Here is a 16,658-nt window from a genome sequence, read left to right as displayed (position 1 = left end):
TGGTCGGCGGGAACTAGCTCGTCAATGCTGACGAACTCCATAGTGGACTGGGTTTGGGGGCGGTCTTTTAACATGCCCCATTATAAAAAGTCCCCGCACGAGGGCGAGGACTTTGTCAGCAGTCTGAAAGCCGCCCTCGGGCGGCTTTTTAATTTGTGTGGTATAGCAAGTTATTTGTCTTTCAATTGATACTTTGCGCGAATGCTGTCTCTGACAAACTGGGCGTCATAGGCAAGTTTACCCGCCAGCGGCTTTTTCTCTTTGACAAACTGAACCAGCAGTAAAGAGCGAGGCTCAGCGGAAAGAAAAGTAGCGCCGCCAGTTACGCGGGTAACCGCATCGCCAGTGCCAGAACCAGTCTGGGAATCGTAATTGCGGAAGGTGACTTCCGTTTCCCGTCGCCCGGCTTTATAGCTGGTGGCATCTCGAACTTCATCGGCTCGATCCAGAACAACAAAGCTGGGGTAGTTGTGACTCAACGCCAGCTCGGCAGCGCGCAGCAGCACCAGATCAGAAGCATGGGCGCCAGAGGCGCTCTTTGGTGACAGGTATTGCAACCGGTAAATATTTTCACGCAATTGCGACTCTATATAGCCATGATCACTGTAGTTTTTGGCGGCGCGGTAATTTGACGCACCACAACCTGCCAGAAAAATGCTGGCAATAATCAATACTGTTAAAACTTTCACGGCCATCACTCCTTAGCGCTGAATATTTTCAGTGTTCTATCAGCTGTCGGGTTTTTCAGCAGCTGAATGGTGATACCTGCCCAGGCTCGCTGAGACGGCTGTGATTGATTCGAATATTCAAGAAGCTCTCCCCGTGTATTCACCGACACGCCACTATCGTACCGCACTCGCTCTTGCCTGGCCTGACTGCCACCCTGGTAATCGATATCCAGATTACCGGTACGTATCTCTTGCCTGCCACCACCGTCAAGCTGCACCCCCCTGGCCTCGAACTGACCGCGCTGAGTGTAGGAGGGTTGTTGATAGATACCCTGCTGTCGATACAGCGTCTGTGTGTCAACCAAGGCGAAATGCCCATAGCCTTGTTCACGGCAAAGTCGGCGCGCTTCATTGAGGGCATTTGCCATGGCATCGCGGATAGAGGTGTCTTTATCACCGTATGCGTAAACACGAAAAATTTCTGGATCGAGGCGGGTATGCTCCAATTCAAAACCGGGAGCTTCCGCCAGGGACAGGCAGGGCAACAGCATCGAAAAAAGCACAGCTATCGCAGAGTTTTTTTGTCTGGATTTCATCTTATCCTCCATGATTGTGAGTATTGCGAAGTGTAAAGGATATTAGCGCATGCACCTCAGTTATGGAACAATGCCTTTCTTGCATATGGAGAAGATAAGTGATTGATAAAGAGGGCTTTCGCCCCAACGTAGGCATCGTTATTGCCAATGACCGCGGCCAGTTACTGTGGGCCAAGCGCATTGGCCAGAATGCCTGGCAATTTCCCCAAGGCGGCGTTGATAAAGGCGAATCACCAGAACAGGCGCTCTACCGAGAGCTGTATGAGGAAGTGGGCTTGCGCAAGGAAGATGTAAAGCTGCTCGCCTCCACCCGCCACTGGCTACGCTATCGCCTGCCCAAAAAATACGTGCGCAAAAATTGCAAACCTCTGTGCATCGGCCAAAAACAAAAATGGTTTTTGCTCAAGCTGGTGAGCGATGAAAGCAACATTTGCTTCGATTGCGGGGACAAAGCGGAGTTTGACGGCTGGCAGTGGGTAAATTACTGGTACCCGGTGGACAAGGTGGTGGACTTTAAACGGGACGTTTACCGCCGCGCCTTGCGGGAACTCGCTCCGGCACAGATAGAGCTGGAGCGGGGCCGCACAGGAGACCGGCGTGCTTGATTCCCTGCGCAGCATTGTTCAGGAAGTAAACGCCGCCGCCAGCACGGCGGAGGTTCTCAATATCGCCGTTAAGCGCGTCAAAGAAGTGATGCAGGTGGGCAACTGCTCCATCTTCCTCTGTGAACAGAGCGGCGACTACGTATTGCGGGCGTCGGACGGATACCTCTCGGAAGCCATTGGCAATGTACGCATTCCCGAAGGCGAGGGGCTGGTAGGTCTGATCGCCACCCGGGAAGAACCCATTAATCTGGAAAACGCCAGCCAGCACCCCAATTTCACCTACATTCCGGAAACCGGGGAAGAACGTTTCTCCTCATATCTGGGGGCGCCCATCATCCACCACCGCAAGGTGCTTGGCGTTGCCCTTGTCCAGCAGGAACAACAGCGCCGTTTCGACGAGGGCGAAGAAGCCTTTCTGGTTACCATCTGTGCCCAGCTGGCGGCATCCATCGCCCATGCCGAAGCCACTGGCGAACTGAAAGACCAGCTCAGCAAGCCCCGCAACAAGAAATCCCGTAAGCAAACAGAGGTTGTTCTCAACGGTATTCCCAGCGCTCCGGGGATCGCCATCGGCACAGCAATACTGATGTCGGCGCCGGCGGATTTGCGAGCGGTAGCGCGGCGCTATGTGAAGAAGGTGGATGACGAACTGGCGCTGTTCAAAGACGCCATTCGCCGCACAAAGGAAGATTTACACACCCTCGACACCAACATGGTGGGCAAACTCAGTTCCAGCGAGCGGGCGCTGTTCGAGGTGTACATCAGCATGCTGGACGACCATACCCTCAGCGACGAGGTAGTGGCGCTGATCCGCGAACAAAAGATGGCGGCGCAAAGTGCCTGGGCAGAGGTGATTCGCGAACACGTGCGCAACTTTGAACGCATGGAAGACGCCTACCTACGGGAGCGCGCCTCTGACGTGCGCGACCTGGGCCGGCGAGTGCTGGCACACTTGCAACAGAGCCAGCCGAAACAAATCGAATACCCGGACAACTGCATTCTGATCGGCGAAGAACTGGCGGCGCCGATGCTGGCGGACGTACCCCACGACAAGCTGGTGGGAATGATCTCAGTGCGCGGCTCACGCAACTCCCACATGGCCATTCTGGGGCGCGCCCTGGGCATCCCAACTGTCATGGGTGCGGTGGACTTACCGCTGGCAGAAATCGATGGCAATGAACTGATTATCGACGGCCACCAGGGCCGTATCGTGGCGCACTTCTCCCGCCGGTTACGCAACAGCTACGAAAAACAGCGCCGCGAAGAACAGCTGTTGGCGGCAAATCTGGAACAGCTACGGGATGAACCCTGTATTACCTGCGACGACCACCGGGTGGGCCTGTGGGTAAACACCGGCCTGCGCATCGACACCATGTTGTCGCTGGATCGCGGCGCCGAGGGCGTGGGCCTGTACCGCACCGAAGTGCCCTTCCTGATGCACGAACGCTTCCCGTCGGAAGAAGAACAGCGCAAAACCTACCGTGAACAACTGGAAATATTTGCTCCCCGCCCGGTGACCATGCGCACCCTCGATGTGGGCGGCGACAAGGCGCTGCCCTACTTTCCCATCGAAGAGGCCAACCCGTTTCTCGGCTGGCGGGGCATTCGCGTAACACTGGATCACCCGGAAATTTTCCTAGGCCAGATTCGCGCCATGATGAAAGCCTCGGAAGGACTCGACAACCTGCGCATCATGCTGCCGATGATCTCCAATATTCCGGAGCTGGAAGCGGCCATGGAATTAATCTACCGCGCCTTTGACGAACTCACCAAGGAAGAAGGTTTTGATTTGGTGATGCCGAAAATCGGCGCCATGGTGGAAGTGCCCGCCGCGGTGTACCAGATTCGTGAAATCGCCCGTCGGGTACATTTTCTTTCTGTGGGCACCAACGACCTCACCCAATACCTGCTGGCGGTGGATCGCAATAACAGCCGGGTGGCCGATCTATATCACGCCTTCCATCCAGCCCTGCTCAATGCCCTGCAAATCATCGTCGATGGCGCCCAGCGAGAGAATTGCCCGGTGAGCGTATGTGGAGAATTTGCCGGCGACCCGCTGGGGGCGGTGCTGCTGGTTGGCATGGGTTACGACGTGCTTTCCATGAGTTCATCCAACCTCTTGCGCGTGAAGGCCATACTGCGCCAGGTGAGTCTTAAAGAAGCCAAAAAACTGGCGGAGAAAACACAGACTATGGCAGACGCCTTTGCGGTGGTTGAGCATTTGCAGAGCAAATTGGCCAGACCGGGGGTGCAGGAATTATTGGGGGGGTAGCCCCCCGTCATTGCGAGGAGCCCGCAGGGCGACGCGACAATGACGGGTAGATCAGAAAAACAAAATCCAAGCGCCAACAACTACCCAAACCACCCCTGCAACTCGCATCAGCGGCAGCGATTGCGGTTCGGCAAAACGGCGAAATTTCGCCATCCACTGAGGGGCGCTCAAATAAATGACAGATTTGATCACAGCGCCCCAACCAACAATGGAAACCACCAACCCCTTCCCACGCCAGATATCGTGCTGGGTGACGATAAACAAACCAAAGAACAGGAAAAACAGAAACAGCGGCATGGCCCGCTGAGGGTTATCCAGTGTATCTCGGAATAGCTGCTGCCAGCCTTTGGGGTTCAGAACAACGGACAATCCCATCAACAGCAGCATCCAGGCAGTTATGTGAGTAACAGAAAGGCTCATAAGGAAACACTCCGTGGAATAGTCTCTCCATTATAGCGACCCTACACAATTCGCAGTTGATACCCCCCCTCTGCCACCGCCTCAGCTTCTGCCTCCAGTTCTGCCATGGTCAAAGGGTGGCGCTCACGCCAATCTTCGGTAGTTTGCAGAATGAGTGCATCTCCCTCGGCACGGGCTTCAAACTCCGGCTCACCCTCCAGGGTTGCTACGTATTTAAACAACACTGCAAGGCGCAGTAATACGCACAGGCGCCCCAGAGTAAGACGATTTTTTGTCGGCAGCTCTTCCAACAGCTCAACAGGGAATTTGCGACGATGGCCGCGCACCAACAGCGCCAGCCACTGTTGGTCAGGGCGGGAAAAACCTGGCAAATCCGCATTGCGGACCAGGTATTCGCCGTGTTTGTGAAACTGGTTGTGGGCGATCGTCAGGCCAACCTCATGGAGCCGCGCCGCCCAGCTCAACAGCTGCAGTTGCCCGGCATCCAACTTCCATTCTTGCCTAACGGCGGCAAACAATTGTGCGGCCATGGCCTCTACCCGGTCAGCATTGTGCAGAGAGATGCCGCTGCGCCGCACCAGGGCATTGACGGTTCGCTCGCGCACATCTTCGTGGCTGAGGCGGCCAATCATGTCGTACACCACCCCTTCGCGCAAAGCACCCTGGGAGAGGCTCATACACTCAATGCCAAGGCTATCCACCAGGGCGCAGGTAATCGCCACTCCGGATGGGAATACGCCGCGGCGGTTTTCCTTGAGGCCATCAAATTCCAGGTCGTCCACATGGTCAGCCTTGAGCATTTGCCGACACAGGGACGCCAAACCCTTGGCAGTAATGGTGCCATCACCCCAACCGTGGTTTTGCAGTACCTGAGAGATGGCATTCAGTGTGCCAGCGGAACCTACCGCTTCGTGCCAGCCGATCTGCCGGTAACTCTGGCGAATGTTGAGCACTTCCAGGGTGGCGGCTTCGTAGGCACGACGAAAGCGCTTCTCGCTGATTTTGCCGTCACTGAAAAAACGTTTCATGTAGCTGACGCAGCCCATGTGCAGGCTCTCAAGCTGCATGGGCTCAAAACGCTGGCCAATGGCGAATTCAGTGCTACCACCACCAATATCCACCACCAGGCGGGATTGTTCATCGTCAGACAGAGTGTGAGCCACACCCAGGTAGATCAAACGTGCTTCTTCGCGCCCGGCAATGATCTCCAGGGGCAAGCCAAGCAAGTCTTCCGCCTGTTCAGCAAATACCTGGCTGTTCTTGGCGGCGCGCAGGGCATTGGTGCCCACCAGCCGCACCAGGCCCGGTTGCAAGCTGTCCAATACTTGCTTAAAGCGCGCCAGACAGGCGAGCCCGCGCTCGATGGCATCGTCATTGAGGTTGCCATCAGCACCAATGCCCGCCGCCAGCTGCACCTTTTCGCCAATGCGCTCTACAGGGCGTATCTCTCCATGTTCAATTCGGGCCACAATCATATGGAAACTGTTGGAGCCCAAGTCCAAAGCAGCGAGCAGTGGCGCCTCTTGAGCGTTGTTATTATCCGCCATACTTGAATTCCCCCGATCTACCCCCAAATAGGCCTCAACGGCTCGTTGTTGCCCATGACGGTGAATGCTATGATCGCCGGCAATTGTATCAATCACGACAACAACGGCCACTCTATATCCTGCTTTTGGAGAACTTTTTATGAGCATTTCACAAATCACCGATGCGTCCTTTGAAGCTGACGTCCTGAATTCAGACACCCCGGTTCTGGTGGACTTTTGGGCAACCTGGTGTGGCCCCTGCAAAATGATTGCTCCTATCCTCGATCAACTGGCCGAGGAAATGGACGGCAAAGTGAAAATTTGCAAAATCGACATCGACGGCAACAAAGAGATGGCCGCCAAGTACAACGTGCGTGGCGTACCCACCCTGATGATGTTCAAAAACGGCAACCTGGAAGCCAGCAAAGTGGGCGCCCTGTCCAAGCCGCAGCTGACTCAGTTTGTTGAAGAAAACTGCTGATATGTGACCAGAGCCGCAGTATACGCTGCGGCTCTGCCAGTTCTGCGCCTTTGCATCACCAGTATTACGCGTTATACTGCGCCCATCCACGATTCGCTGTTCCCAGTAACTGTTTCCAAAAAAGCCCCCCGACCCAACCCGTAACAACTAAAAACCCGGCCGGGCCAATCTGTTTTTAAACACCTGAGACCAGCAAAACTCAATCAACTTTCAGCAAATACCAGCAGCCGCTGACCGCTAAAATTCTTAGCACTGACCACTCCCTGCCCGATATTTGCCTTACCTTTTACAAAACCAACAAAGCCACTCCGTATGAACCTGACCGACCTGAAAACCAAACCCATTGGTGAACTCCTGAAAATTGCCGAAAGCATCGGCCTGGACAACCTGGCCCGCTCCCGCAAACAGGACATTATCTTTACCATCCTTAAACGCCACGCCAAATCTGGCGAAGACATTTACGGCGAAGGGGTGCTGGAAATCCTTCCAGACGGCTTTGGTTTTCTGCGTTCTGCAGACGGTTCTTACCTGGCGGGGCCGGACGACATCTATGTGTCTCCCAGTCAAATTCGCCGCTTTAACCTGCGCACTGGCGACTCTCTGGCGGGCAAAATTCGCCCTCCCAAAGATGGCGAACGCTACTTCGCCATGCTCAAGTTAGACACCATCAACTTCGACAAGCCGGAAAACGCCCGCAACAAGATTCTGTTTGAAAACCTCACGCCGCTGTTTCCGGACGAGCGCCTGAAGCTGGAAGCGGGTAATGGCAGTACCGAAGACTTAACCGGCCGTATCATCGACCTGGTTTCCCCCATCGGCAAAGGCCAGCGCGGCCTGATTGTGGCACCGCCCAAAGCCGGTAAAACCATCATGATGCAGAACATCGCCCAGTCGATTATCCGCAACAACCCGGAAGCGCACATTATGGTGCTGCTGATCGATGAACGTCCGGAAGAAGTAACCGAGATGGAGCGCACCGTGCGCGGCGAAGTGGTGGCCTCCACCTTCGACGAGCCACCTTCCCGTCACGTGCAAGTGGCCGAGATGGTCATCGAAAAAGCCAAACGCCTGGTGGAACACAAAAAAGACGTGGTGATTTTGCTGGACTCCATCACCCGTCTGGCCCGCGCCTACAACACCGTGCAACCTTCCTCCGGCAAAGTACTCACCGGTGGTGTTGATGCCCATGCCCTGGAAAAACCCAAGCGCTTCTTCGGCGCCGCCCGCAACATCGAACAGGGCGGCTCACTGACCATTATCGCTACTGCGTTGGTAGATACCGGCTCCAAAATGGACGAAGTGATCTACGAAGAATTTAAAGGCACCGGCAACCAGGAATTGCACCTGGATCGCAAGATCGCCGAAAAGCGCGTATTCCCGGCCATTAACGTGCGTCGCTCCGGCACCCGCCGTGAGGATCTGCTGATGAAGGAAGACGAACTGCAACGGGTATGGATACTGCGCAAACTGCTCCACGATATGGAAGATATTGCCGGTACGGAATTTTTGATCGATCGTTTAAAAGGCTTTAAAACCAACGACGAATTCTTCCTGGCGATGAAGAAAAAATAATACGCCCCTACCGTCATCCTATACGCCCCGCCTCTGTCATCCTGAGGAGCGTAGCGACGTGAGGATCTCACAACTCGCTTCGCCATCATTTAGTGTGGTGGCGACCAGCAGCCGGTGGTGCTTTCCCAGACACACCGTAAATACCTCCCTGTAGGCTCCTCTGCGGCATCCATGCCGCAGAAGGTCTGGAAAAGCACCACCGGCCGCTGATCTTCATATCAACCTGATGTGCACTACTGCCCAACTTCCCAAACCATGGGGTACAGAGGTTTTCAGACCTTTGGCCGCAGGGATAGCGGCCAAGGAGCGTACAGGGATGTATTCACAGCGTGTCTGGAAACCTCTGTACCTCATGGTGACACGCACCAAAGCAACAAAATCCAGACATAAAAAAACCGGCTCATCACAAGCCGGTTTTTTTATGCCTTCAGGGTATTGCCGATCAAACGCCAACCACTGTCACGTTAGCTGCCTGCAAACCCTTTTCCCCCTGCACCAGCTCAAAGCTGACTTCCTGGCCATCGTAAAGAGTCCGGCGTCCGGTACCGTTAATTTCCCGGAAGTGCACAAAAATATCCGCACTGCCCTCTTTCTCGATAAATCCATACCCCTTGGCATCGTTAAACCATTTGACGATGCCAGTTACTATCTCGGACATAATTACCTCTCTTTATTATTATCCACGCAAACTACCCATGCGCGCCGCTACTTTAGAATTGATGAGGCAGATTTTCAAGTCTCCTAATACCCTGTTTGTGCTACAGTCAGCGGCCTGTGAAACCGAGTTAGAGCACCTGTAAATGCCCTGCAAAGATTTGCGCGACTTTATCGACATGCTGGAGAAGCGCGGCGAGCTCAAGCGCATCACCAACCCCGTCGATCCCAATCTGGAAATGACCGAAATCGCCGACCGCACTCTGCGCGCTGGCGGCCCGGCACTGCTGTTTGAAAACCCGGTGGGTTATGACATACCCGTACTCGCCAACTTGTTCGGCACACCAGACCGAGTAGCTATGGGCATGGGCCAGGAGAACGTCACCGCATTGCGAGACGTAGGCAAACTGCTGGCGTTCTTAAAAGAACCAGAACCACCAAAGGGCTTTAAAGAACTCTGGGAAAAGCGTGGCACCTTTAAACAGGTGCTCAATATGCCCGCTAAAGTGGTCAGTAAAGCGCCCTGCCAAAAAGTAGTACTGGAAGGTGACGACGTCGATTTAGACAATATCCCCATTCAAACCTGCTGGCCTGGCGATGCAGGGCCACTGGTAACCTGGCCATTGGTGGTGACTCGCGGGCCGGAGAAGGAACGCCAGAACCTAGGCATCTACCGGATGCAGAAAATCGGTAAAAACAAACTGATTATGCGCTGGCTGGCCCACCGGGGCGGCGCTCTGGATTTTCGCGACTGGCAGCAAAAACACCCCGGCGAACCCTTTCCGGTCTCCATCGCATTGGGGGCTGACCCGGCCACCATTTTAGGCGCAGTCACACCGGTGCCGGACAGCCTTTCCGAATACGCTTTTGCCGGGTTGTTAAGAGGCGAAAAAACGGAAGTGGTGAAAAGCATCGGCAACGACCTGCAAGTGCCCGCCAGTGCCGAGTTTATTCTGGAAGGCCATCTGCACCCAGGAGAAATAGCCGACGAAGGCCCATTCGGCGACCACACCGGCTACTACAACGAAGTGGAGCGCTTTCCGGTATTTACCGTAGAGCGTATTACCCACCGAAGAGACCCTATCTACCACAGCACCTACACCGGACGACCGCCGGATGAACCCGCCATTTTGGGTGTGGCGCTGAACGAAGTATTTGTACCCATCCTGCAAAAACAATTCCCTGAAATTCAGGATTTTTACCTGCCCCCAGAAGGCTGCTCTTACCGCTTTGCGGTGGTCACCATCAAAAAACAATACTCCGGCCACGCCAAGCGAGTGATGATGGGCGTGTGGTCTTTTCTGCGTCAGTTTATGTACACCAAATTTGTTGTTGTCACCGACGACGACGTTAACGCCCGTGACTGGAACGACGTCATCTGGGCCATGACCACCCGTATGGATCCCAGCCGCGACACGGTAATGATCGACAACACGCCTATCGATTATTTGGATTTCGCTTCGCCGGTTTCCGGTCTGGGCTCAAAAATCGGCTTCGATGCCACCAATAAATGGCCCGGCGAAACCGACCGGGAATGGGGAGAGCCCATTGCCATGAGTGATGAGGTAAAACAGCGCGTGGATGAAATTTGGGACAGCTTGAACATTGACTAATCTATTCAATGACATTCCGGAAAACTTGCCCGAAGAAATTTTTAGCGAACTACTCTCAGGAAAAAACTTTCGTGTAGAACGAATTGTCTCTGACGGCCATCACTCGGAAAAGGACTTTTGGTACGACCAAGATGAACACGAATGGGTTTTGGTGATCCAGGGGGAAGCGGTCATTGAATTTGAAAGCCGTCGACAAACTTTAAAGCCCGGCGATTACTTGAACATTCCCGCTCACAGCAAACATCGAGTAGCAGCAACCAGCACTCAAGAGAAAACTATTTGGCTAGCCATTTTTTATCGCTAACTATTTACTCTGGATATGTTTCGAAAGTTGGCAAGCCATCCTCGCAAGACCACTCTACCCGAGAACCATAAAATATCCGCGCATCGACCTTCTCTGGCAGTGCTGTATCCAGAGTTCCTGCAGGCACCACAATAAAACCATGGTCGGGAAACTTGCGCGGCAATGGCGATCCGCAACAATTGCAAAAATCATTTCGAAAGCGCTCTGCATCAGGCACCCGATAACTATTGATATTCCCCTCACCAGAAAGCCAGCTTAAATCGCCACCGGAAATACGAACATTACTGGCGTGACCTGTACCACTACTTTTCCGACAACGCTGGCAGTGGCAGTGGTAAAACGCCAATTGCTCGCCTTCAATTCGGTAGCTGACTTGGCCGCACAAACAACTGCCTTGATATGTAGACATAAACACCTCTAAAGCAAATCGGATACAACCGGGATGATCGATAACACCAGAAGAGCTGCCATTGATACATTAAAGATCATTTGCTGCTTAGGCTTTTTCAGAAAACGCTTTAAAGCCGTACCAAAAAACAACCACACCGCCACACAGGGAAACGCCACCAGAAAAAACACCAACGCCACCAACAGTACTTGCCAAAGCATTGGCTCAGTTGCCAGCGTATAAGCAGCCACTGCGCTGGCTGCCATCATCCAGGCTTTAGGGTTTACCCATTGAAAAAGTGCTGCCTGCAAAAAGGTAAATGGCTTTGAACCCGCATTGCCTGAAGCAGCTGCCTTGGTGGTGGCTATTTTCCAGGATAGATAAAGCAGATAAATAATCCCGGCAATTTTGATCGCCTGATGCACAACCGGATAACGTTCAAAAACCACCCCCAGACCCAAACCGACCAGAACCACCATCACTGGAAAGCCAATACAGATTCCCAAAAAATGGGGCACACTTTTGCGAACACCGTAGTTCATTCCAGATGTCATAATCATGATGTTATTCGGCCCAGGTGTCACTGTTGACGAAAAGGCAAATACGAACAGGGCAATGATTAATTCCATTTTTCACTCAATTAAAATAATTCTTCAACACCGCCAGCCGTTTTGTACTCATGGTTTAACAACCACTGTTTGCGCTCCAAGCCGCCAGCATAGCCCGTGAGCTTTCCACTACTGCCAATAATGCGATGGCAGGGGACAATAATAGAGATAGGGTTCTGACCATTGGCGGCGCCCACAGCGCGGCTGGCGGTGGGCTTGCCAATAGTCTTGGCAATATCTCCATAGCTGGTGGTGTCACCAAACTCAACGCTCAACAGTTGGCGCCATACCTGGCGCTGAAAGTCGGTGCCCTGAGGGTTTAACGGCAAATCAAATACCTGTCGTTTGCCTGCAAAATATTCTTGCAGCTGCTTTACGGTTACGGCCAAAACATCGCTTTTGGGCTTACCGGTTAGCGGCTGATCGCGAAAACGCAGTTCCGTTAAACCTTCTTGATCGGCGCTGATACGAATATTGCCAATGGGAGATTCGATAATTGCTGTTTCCATAACTTTCGTCCTATTAATCTTCTTGATTTGGCAACGCAAGTCGCTGCCACATCTGCAGGCTGGCGTAACTGCGCCAGGGCGCCCAACTTTCTGGATTGGGCTCACCCTCAAGCATTGCCAGCCCCTTACGCACCCCCAAATCCGAACCCAACCATATATCCGGGTCGCCCAGGCGCATGGTGGCGTAATCCACCGTCCAGGGGCCAATACCTTTTATAGCCAGCCATTCCTGTGGTGACATTTCCGGGTTTTGGGCCAATGCCGAGGCAAAACGTTTCAACGTATCCCGGCGACTGCCGGGCATGGCGAGAAAATCCAGTATGGAATCAGCCACGGCCTGAGGCAACGGAAACATTCGTTCGCCACCAGGCAGGGTACCACCAAGATTATTCACCAATGCTGCCACCAGTTTTCTTGCCGCCGCCACACTTACCTGCTGCCCCAAAATGGCACGTACCCCCGCCTCAAATGCTGTCGCCATTCCCGGCAGGGGGATACCGGGCAAATAACCTTTAGACATTGCAGCGCAGCGGCACAGGTGCCGGTCGATAGCGGCACGATCTGCATCCAGATCGAGCAGGCGACGTATGGTGGCCACCGCCGCAGGTAAATCGGTTTCATCCTGCAACCACAGGGTGACATCAAAACCATTCTTTTCAGCGTTGTGCCGAGCGACAAACAAACCGCTGGCATTGGGTAAGTGAAGCGTGCGCTGGTAACTGTCGGGAGAGACTTCTTCCAATCCCTCGATGGCTCTCTGGCTTAAAAAACGTTGCAACCATGGCCAGTTATAAGGCGGTCGATAGCTGAGAAACAGCTGCGTTTTCTCGGTGGTTTCACCCACAGATTTGCCTGTGCGACGCACCTGCCCTGGCGCCAATGTGATCAGCTCTTTAAAGGCGGCATTAAAGCGCCGCACGCTGCCAAAACCGACGCTGGCAGCAATATCAGCGATGGGCAAACGGGTTTGGTGCAACAACTGTTTGGCCAGCATCAGGCGGCGAAAATTGCGGTAAGCCTGGGGTGACATTCCCAGCTCATCACGAAACAGCTGGCGCAGGTGGCGCTCACCCACCCCCAGGCGTTGGCAAAACTGCGCCAGCGATTGTTGCTGCCAGTGGCCGGCGTCAATCAGCTTTATCGCTCGCGTCAGTGTGGTGTGAGTGCCCTGCCAAGCCGGTGAGCCGGGGGCAGACTCCGGCCGACAACGCAGGCAGGGGCGATAGCCCTGTTGGCTGGCAGCCAATGCAGAAGGGAAGTAATCCACATTGGCTTCTTTTGGCGGAGAAGCCGGGCACACCGGGCGGCAATAGATGCCCGTGGTTTTTACGGCGATAAAAAACAGGCCGTCAAAACGGCTGTCCCGTGCCAATCGGGCCCGACGGCATGCATCGGGTTGCAAGTGAAAGCTGTTGCTCATGAAATGCAGTGTACGCCAACCTCACCGCAAAAATGGCCGTTTTCGGCAGTGTATAGCTTTACAGACTGGAAAACTCCAATGCGATAGCGGGCACAGTGACAACAGCGGCAAGTAACGCCAGTAGAACAAGGTTTCTCATATTGGCCTTCCTATAGAAGCTAAGGCATATAACTTACCGAACCCAACCTCATTTAAAACAGTTAATAATCTTTATGGAGGCAATAGTACCGAAGTGCGGAACCCGCGGAGGTTATTGGTGACAGCTCCATCAAGCTACTATTACAATGTCCGTCCATACAGAGCTAAAGTTTTTTGCGCACCGTCCGAAACTGACTGCGCAATTGTCTAAAACAGATAGCCATTGTTTTAGAACAAAACAAATAACAAACATAACGGTAGAACACTTTGCTCGGATGGAAAAACAAGGGGCGCCAATCGGCGACCAACGTGGGGGTTGAAATCCGGCCAGACGGCATTGCCGTCGCCCAAACTGGCGCTTCCCCTCAAGGAGACACCCAATTACTCGCCTGTGAATTTCTCCGTTGCGATGCGGATGCGGATCGCGCTGCGTTGTTGCGCGACAGTATCAGTTCCCTGGGTCTGAAAGGCGCCCGCTGCCACGCCGTATTGCCAGCAGACAGTTATCAGCTGCAATTAACCGAGGCACCACAGGTACCCGCTAACGAACTGCGCGATGCGGTGCGCTGGAAGATCCAGGATCAGCTTTCCATGCCGGTGGAAGAAGCGGTTATCGATGCCTTCCCCCTGCCTCAAAACACCGGCCGCAGCGACAGCGTATACGCGGTGGCCGCAGCCCGAGAACAAGTGGACGCCATCGCACAACTGGTGAGCGACGCCGGGTTAAAGCTGAAATCCGTCGATATTAACGAGCTGGCGTTGCGCAATCTGGCGAGCACCATCAACACCGGCGTACGCAGTATCGCCATCGCCCTGCTGTCGCCGGGCAAGGCCTGCGTTAACGTCTATGGCAACGACGCCCTGTATCTGTCACGGCAGTTTGATATCCCCTGGAAAGGCGGCTTGATGGATGACCTGCCCAGCGATTCCCTGGCTCTGGAATTACAGCGTTCCCTGGATTACTTCGAGCGCCAGATGCGCCAGCCACCACCGAAACAGATATACCTCTGTGGCGAGCACGTCAGCAGCGACAAGATCGACGATGACCTGAAAAACAGCCTGTCCACACCGCTGGCGGTACTCGATTTGGCGGACACCCTGCCCTTGCCCGCGGGCACTGAATGTGACCAACTGCCCTTGTGTGTGGCCGCTATTGGTGCCTCCCTGCGAAGCGAGGTGGCGGCATGAGCTACCAGCAAATTAACCTCTATCGCGGCGAGCAGCGCTCTGGCAAGGGCCTGGGGTTCAACCTCACCACCGTAGTTATTGCCGCTGGCATCCTGGCGCTGTTGCTGGTTGGTTTGGGGCTCAGCAAAAAAAGTGCTAACGCCAAACTGGCGCAGCAGCTGCAGAGCAGCCAGCAACAATTGCAGCAGTTACAAGAACAAAACAACAACCTGCAACAACAGCTGCTTGGCTCCGGGGAAGCAGGTCAGGAGCAGCAACTACAGCAGGCTCAACAGGAATTGTCACGACTGCAACAAGTGCGCGGGCTGATGCAGCAACAGCAGTCGTCCCGTCGATTCAGCTTTGCAGAGCAGCTTTCCGGTTTGGCTCAAAATCATGTCAGCGGCCTTTCCCTACAACAGATTCACCTGCTCAATGGCGGCCATTACCTGGCCCTGGGTGGCGAAACTCAACCGGCAGAAACGGTGCTGCAATATCTGCAAAAACTGCAGCAAGACGAGCGTTTTGAAAGCGCCCGCTTCGGCTCCCTGCAGCTGGAACGAGACAAGCAGCGCAGCGGCCTGGTGCAATTTCAACTCGGCGATATGCCCGAAGAGGTGGCGCCGTGAACGAACTGTCTGCCAAATTCGATGCCCTGCAACAGCGTGAGAAAATCCTCATTACCGCAATTATTATCGCGCTGGTGTATGCACTTGTTGAGTTCACACTGCTCAAGCCCGCCGATGACGAGCACAGCAAACTAACCGGGCAGCTAGACGCCAACAGCAAGTCCCTGGCCAACAACCAGGAACAACTGGCTCAGCTGCAGGCCAGCGCCGCGGGCAGCAATGGTAGCCAAGGCCCGCAATTGCAAGTGCTGCAACAGCAAATCGATGCACTGCGTGCTGAATTGGCCACCTTGGCTGGAGGCCTGGCAGATGCCCAACAATTGCCACGCATTCTCGAAGACGTGCTGGTAAAAACCGGCAAACTGTCACTGCTCAAATTACAGGCACTGCCGGTGGAGGAACTGCAACTGTCTGCCACCGACGGCAGCGGTGACCTGGTCAGTGCCGGGGTTTACAAACACGCGGTGTCACTGCAATTGCAGGGCCGTTATTTCGAGGTGGTGGACTATCTACAAGCCTTGGAACAGCTCCCTTGGGGGCTGCGCTGGGAGCACCTTAACTACCGCGCCGACAGCTACCCCAATGCCAAAGTGACTTTACAGGTTTATACCCTGACTACTGAGGAGGGCCTGTTTGGTGAGCAATAAGGCCATAAAGCAGTCATTGCGAGCGCAGCGAAGCAATCCAGAGTCTTTCACCGCGATAAAGCCTCTGGATCGCTTCGCTACGCTCGCGATGACAACATTCAAAGCCTGCGTCCTTGCCCTGACCTGCACCTCACTGCAAGCGGCAGATCGCGACCCGACACAGCCCATTGCCTACAAGCCACCGGCGGTGAGCAAACAACAGCATGGCGGCCTGAAACTGGACTCCCTGCTGATCGGCAAACAACGCCGTCACGCCACCATCAATGGCGTGCAAGTAAAAGAGGGCGATCGCATTGCCGGTGCCCGCATTGCTGCCATCACTTCTCAGGGCGTCACCATTGAGCGCGGCGGCAAAAAACAGCTGTTAACGCTGCACAGCGCCACCGTCAAAAACAAGCACACAAAACGCAGCCGCAACGGCGGCACTGAATGAGGCAAACC

Annotated in this window: 19 protein-coding genes; 10 read left to right on the top strand and 9 right to left on the bottom strand. The window is 54.3% G+C overall.

Features of this window, described 5'->3' with window-relative positions:
* Positions 1–170 precede the first annotated feature (170 nt).
* Both QSV34_RS06055 and QSV34_RS06050 read right to left on the bottom strand, forming a co-directional pair.
* A complete protein-coding gene (locus QSV34_RS06055; RefSeq protein ID WP_289152868.1) occupies positions 171–689 on the bottom strand; it encodes a CC0125/CC1285 family lipoprotein in 519 nt (172 codons plus the stop codon).
* 5 nt (positions 690–694) lie between these two features.
* Positions 695–1,264 (bottom strand): hypothetical protein, encoded by a 570-nt coding sequence (locus QSV34_RS06050; RefSeq protein ID WP_289152866.1) that lies wholly within the window; start codon positions 1,262–1,264, stop codon positions 695–697.
* Positions 1,265–1,362: 98 nt separating this feature from the next.
* Here QSV34_RS06050 and rppH point away from each other — a divergent pair, with 98 nt between their 5' ends.
* The gene (gene rppH / locus QSV34_RS06045; RefSeq protein ID WP_289152864.1) at positions 1,363–1,869 is read left to right on the top strand and encodes an RNA pyrophosphohydrolase; all 507 of its coding nucleotides are present in this window, start codon (positions 1,363–1,365) and stop codon (positions 1,867–1,869) included.
* Positions 1,862–4,141, top strand: a complete 2,280-nt coding sequence (ptsP, locus tag QSV34_RS06040) for a phosphoenolpyruvate--protein phosphotransferase (RefSeq protein WP_289152862.1) — start codon at positions 1,862–1,864, stop codon at positions 4,139–4,141. The genes rppH and ptsP overlap by 8 nt, the downstream gene beginning before the upstream one ends.
* 51 nt (positions 4,142–4,192) lie before the next feature.
* Here the strand turns inward: ptsP and QSV34_RS06035 are convergent, their stop codons facing one another.
* Positions 4,193–4,561: a hypothetical protein gene (locus QSV34_RS06035; RefSeq protein ID WP_289152860.1), complete on the bottom strand. Its 369-nt coding sequence runs from the start codon at positions 4,559–4,561 to the stop codon at positions 4,193–4,195.
* A 41-nt stretch (positions 4,562–4,602) separates the two neighbouring features.
* Positions 4,603–6,219, bottom strand: coding sequence for an exopolyphosphatase (gene ppx / locus QSV34_RS06030; protein ID WP_289152858.1), 1,617 nt, complete (start codon positions 6,217–6,219; stop codon positions 4,603–4,605).
* Between the two features lie 28 nt (positions 6,220–6,247).
* Here ppx and trxA point away from each other — a divergent pair, with 28 nt between their 5' ends.
* Both trxA and rho read left to right on the top strand, forming a co-directional pair.
* Positions 6,248–6,568 carry a thioredoxin TrxA gene (trxA, locus tag QSV34_RS06025; protein WP_289152856.1) on the top strand — a complete coding sequence of 107 codons (321 nt, stop codon included), beginning with the start codon at positions 6,248–6,250 and terminating at the stop codon, positions 6,566–6,568.
* A 312-nt stretch (positions 6,569–6,880) separates the two neighbouring features.
* Positions 6,881–8,140, top strand: coding sequence for a transcription termination factor Rho (rho, locus tag QSV34_RS06020; RefSeq protein WP_289152855.1), 1,260 nt, complete (start codon positions 6,881–6,883; stop codon positions 8,138–8,140).
* Between the two features lie 442 nt (positions 8,141–8,582).
* Here rho and QSV34_RS06015 read toward each other — a convergent pair whose 3' ends face one another.
* A complete protein-coding gene (locus tag QSV34_RS06015) occupies positions 8,583–8,798 on the bottom strand; it encodes a cold-shock protein (protein WP_289152853.1) in 216 nt (71 codons plus the stop codon).
* 142 nt (positions 8,799–8,940) lie between these two features.
* On the opposite strand from QSV34_RS06015, the gene ubiD reads away from it, so the two are divergent.
* Entirely contained in the window at positions 8,941–10,407 is a 1,467-nt protein-coding gene (ubiD, locus tag QSV34_RS06010) for a 4-hydroxy-3-polyprenylbenzoate decarboxylase (RefSeq protein ID WP_289152851.1), read from the top strand.
* A 25-nt stretch (positions 10,408–10,432) separates the two neighbouring features.
* Positions 10,433–10,711: a cupin domain-containing protein gene (locus tag QSV34_RS06005; RefSeq protein WP_289152849.1), complete on the top strand. Its 279-nt coding sequence runs from the start codon at positions 10,433–10,435 to the stop codon at positions 10,709–10,711.
* A gap of 4 nt (positions 10,712–10,715) precedes the next feature.
* Here the strand turns inward: QSV34_RS06005 and QSV34_RS06000 are convergent, their stop codons facing one another.
* Genes QSV34_RS06000 through QSV34_RS05985 form a run of 4 tightly spaced genes read right to left on the bottom strand, consistent with a single transcriptional unit; the run spans position 10,716 to position 13,636 of the window.
* On the bottom strand, positions 10,716–11,120 hold the full coding sequence (locus QSV34_RS06000; protein ID WP_289152847.1) for a GFA family protein: 405 nt from the start codon (positions 11,118–11,120) through the stop codon (positions 10,716–10,718).
* A gap of 8 nt (positions 11,121–11,128) precedes the next feature.
* Positions 11,129–11,728, bottom strand: coding sequence for a LysE family translocator (locus QSV34_RS05995; RefSeq protein ID WP_289152846.1), 600 nt, complete (start codon positions 11,726–11,728; stop codon positions 11,129–11,131).
* An 11-nt stretch (positions 11,729–11,739) separates the two neighbouring features.
* On the bottom strand, positions 11,740–12,216 hold the full coding sequence (locus tag QSV34_RS05990; RefSeq protein ID WP_289152844.1) for a methylated-DNA--[protein]-cysteine S-methyltransferase: 477 nt from the start codon (positions 12,214–12,216) through the stop codon (positions 11,740–11,742).
* A 13-nt stretch (positions 12,217–12,229) separates the two neighbouring features.
* Positions 12,230–13,636 (bottom strand): DNA-3-methyladenine glycosylase 2 family protein, encoded by a 1,407-nt coding sequence (locus QSV34_RS05985; protein ID WP_289152843.1) that lies wholly within the window; start codon positions 13,634–13,636, stop codon positions 12,230–12,232.
* A 447-nt stretch (positions 13,637–14,083) separates the two neighbouring features.
* Here QSV34_RS05985 and QSV34_RS05980 point away from each other — a divergent pair, with 447 nt between their 5' ends.
* Genes QSV34_RS05980 through QSV34_RS05965 form a run of 4 tightly spaced genes read left to right on the top strand, consistent with a single transcriptional unit; the run spans position 14,084 to position 16,650 of the window.
* A complete protein-coding gene (locus QSV34_RS05980) occupies positions 14,084–14,962 on the top strand; it encodes a type IV pilus biogenesis protein PilM (RefSeq protein WP_289152841.1) in 879 nt (292 codons plus the stop codon).
* Positions 14,959–15,570 carry a hypothetical protein gene (locus QSV34_RS05975; RefSeq protein WP_289152839.1) on the top strand — a complete coding sequence of 204 codons (612 nt, stop codon included), beginning with the start codon at positions 14,959–14,961 and terminating at the stop codon, positions 15,568–15,570. The genes QSV34_RS05980 and QSV34_RS05975 overlap by 4 nt, the downstream gene beginning before the upstream one ends.
* Positions 15,567–16,217, top strand: a complete 651-nt coding sequence (locus QSV34_RS05970; RefSeq protein ID WP_289152837.1) for a type II secretion system protein GspM — start codon at positions 15,567–15,569, stop codon at positions 16,215–16,217. Before QSV34_RS05975 ends, QSV34_RS05970 begins: the two co-directional genes overlap by 4 nt.
* On the top strand, positions 16,207–16,650 hold the full coding sequence (locus tag QSV34_RS05965; RefSeq protein ID WP_289152835.1) for a hypothetical protein: 444 nt from the start codon (positions 16,207–16,209) through the stop codon (positions 16,648–16,650). The genes QSV34_RS05970 and QSV34_RS05965 overlap by 11 nt, the downstream gene beginning before the upstream one ends.
* Positions 16,651–16,658: the final 8 nt, after the last annotated feature.

This window comes from Porticoccus sp. W117 (assembly GCF_030341905.1).
Lineage (GTDB): Bacteria > Pseudomonadota > Gammaproteobacteria > Pseudomonadales > Porticoccaceae > SCSIO-12696.
This window is presented reverse-complemented; position numbering and strand designations above follow the sequence as displayed.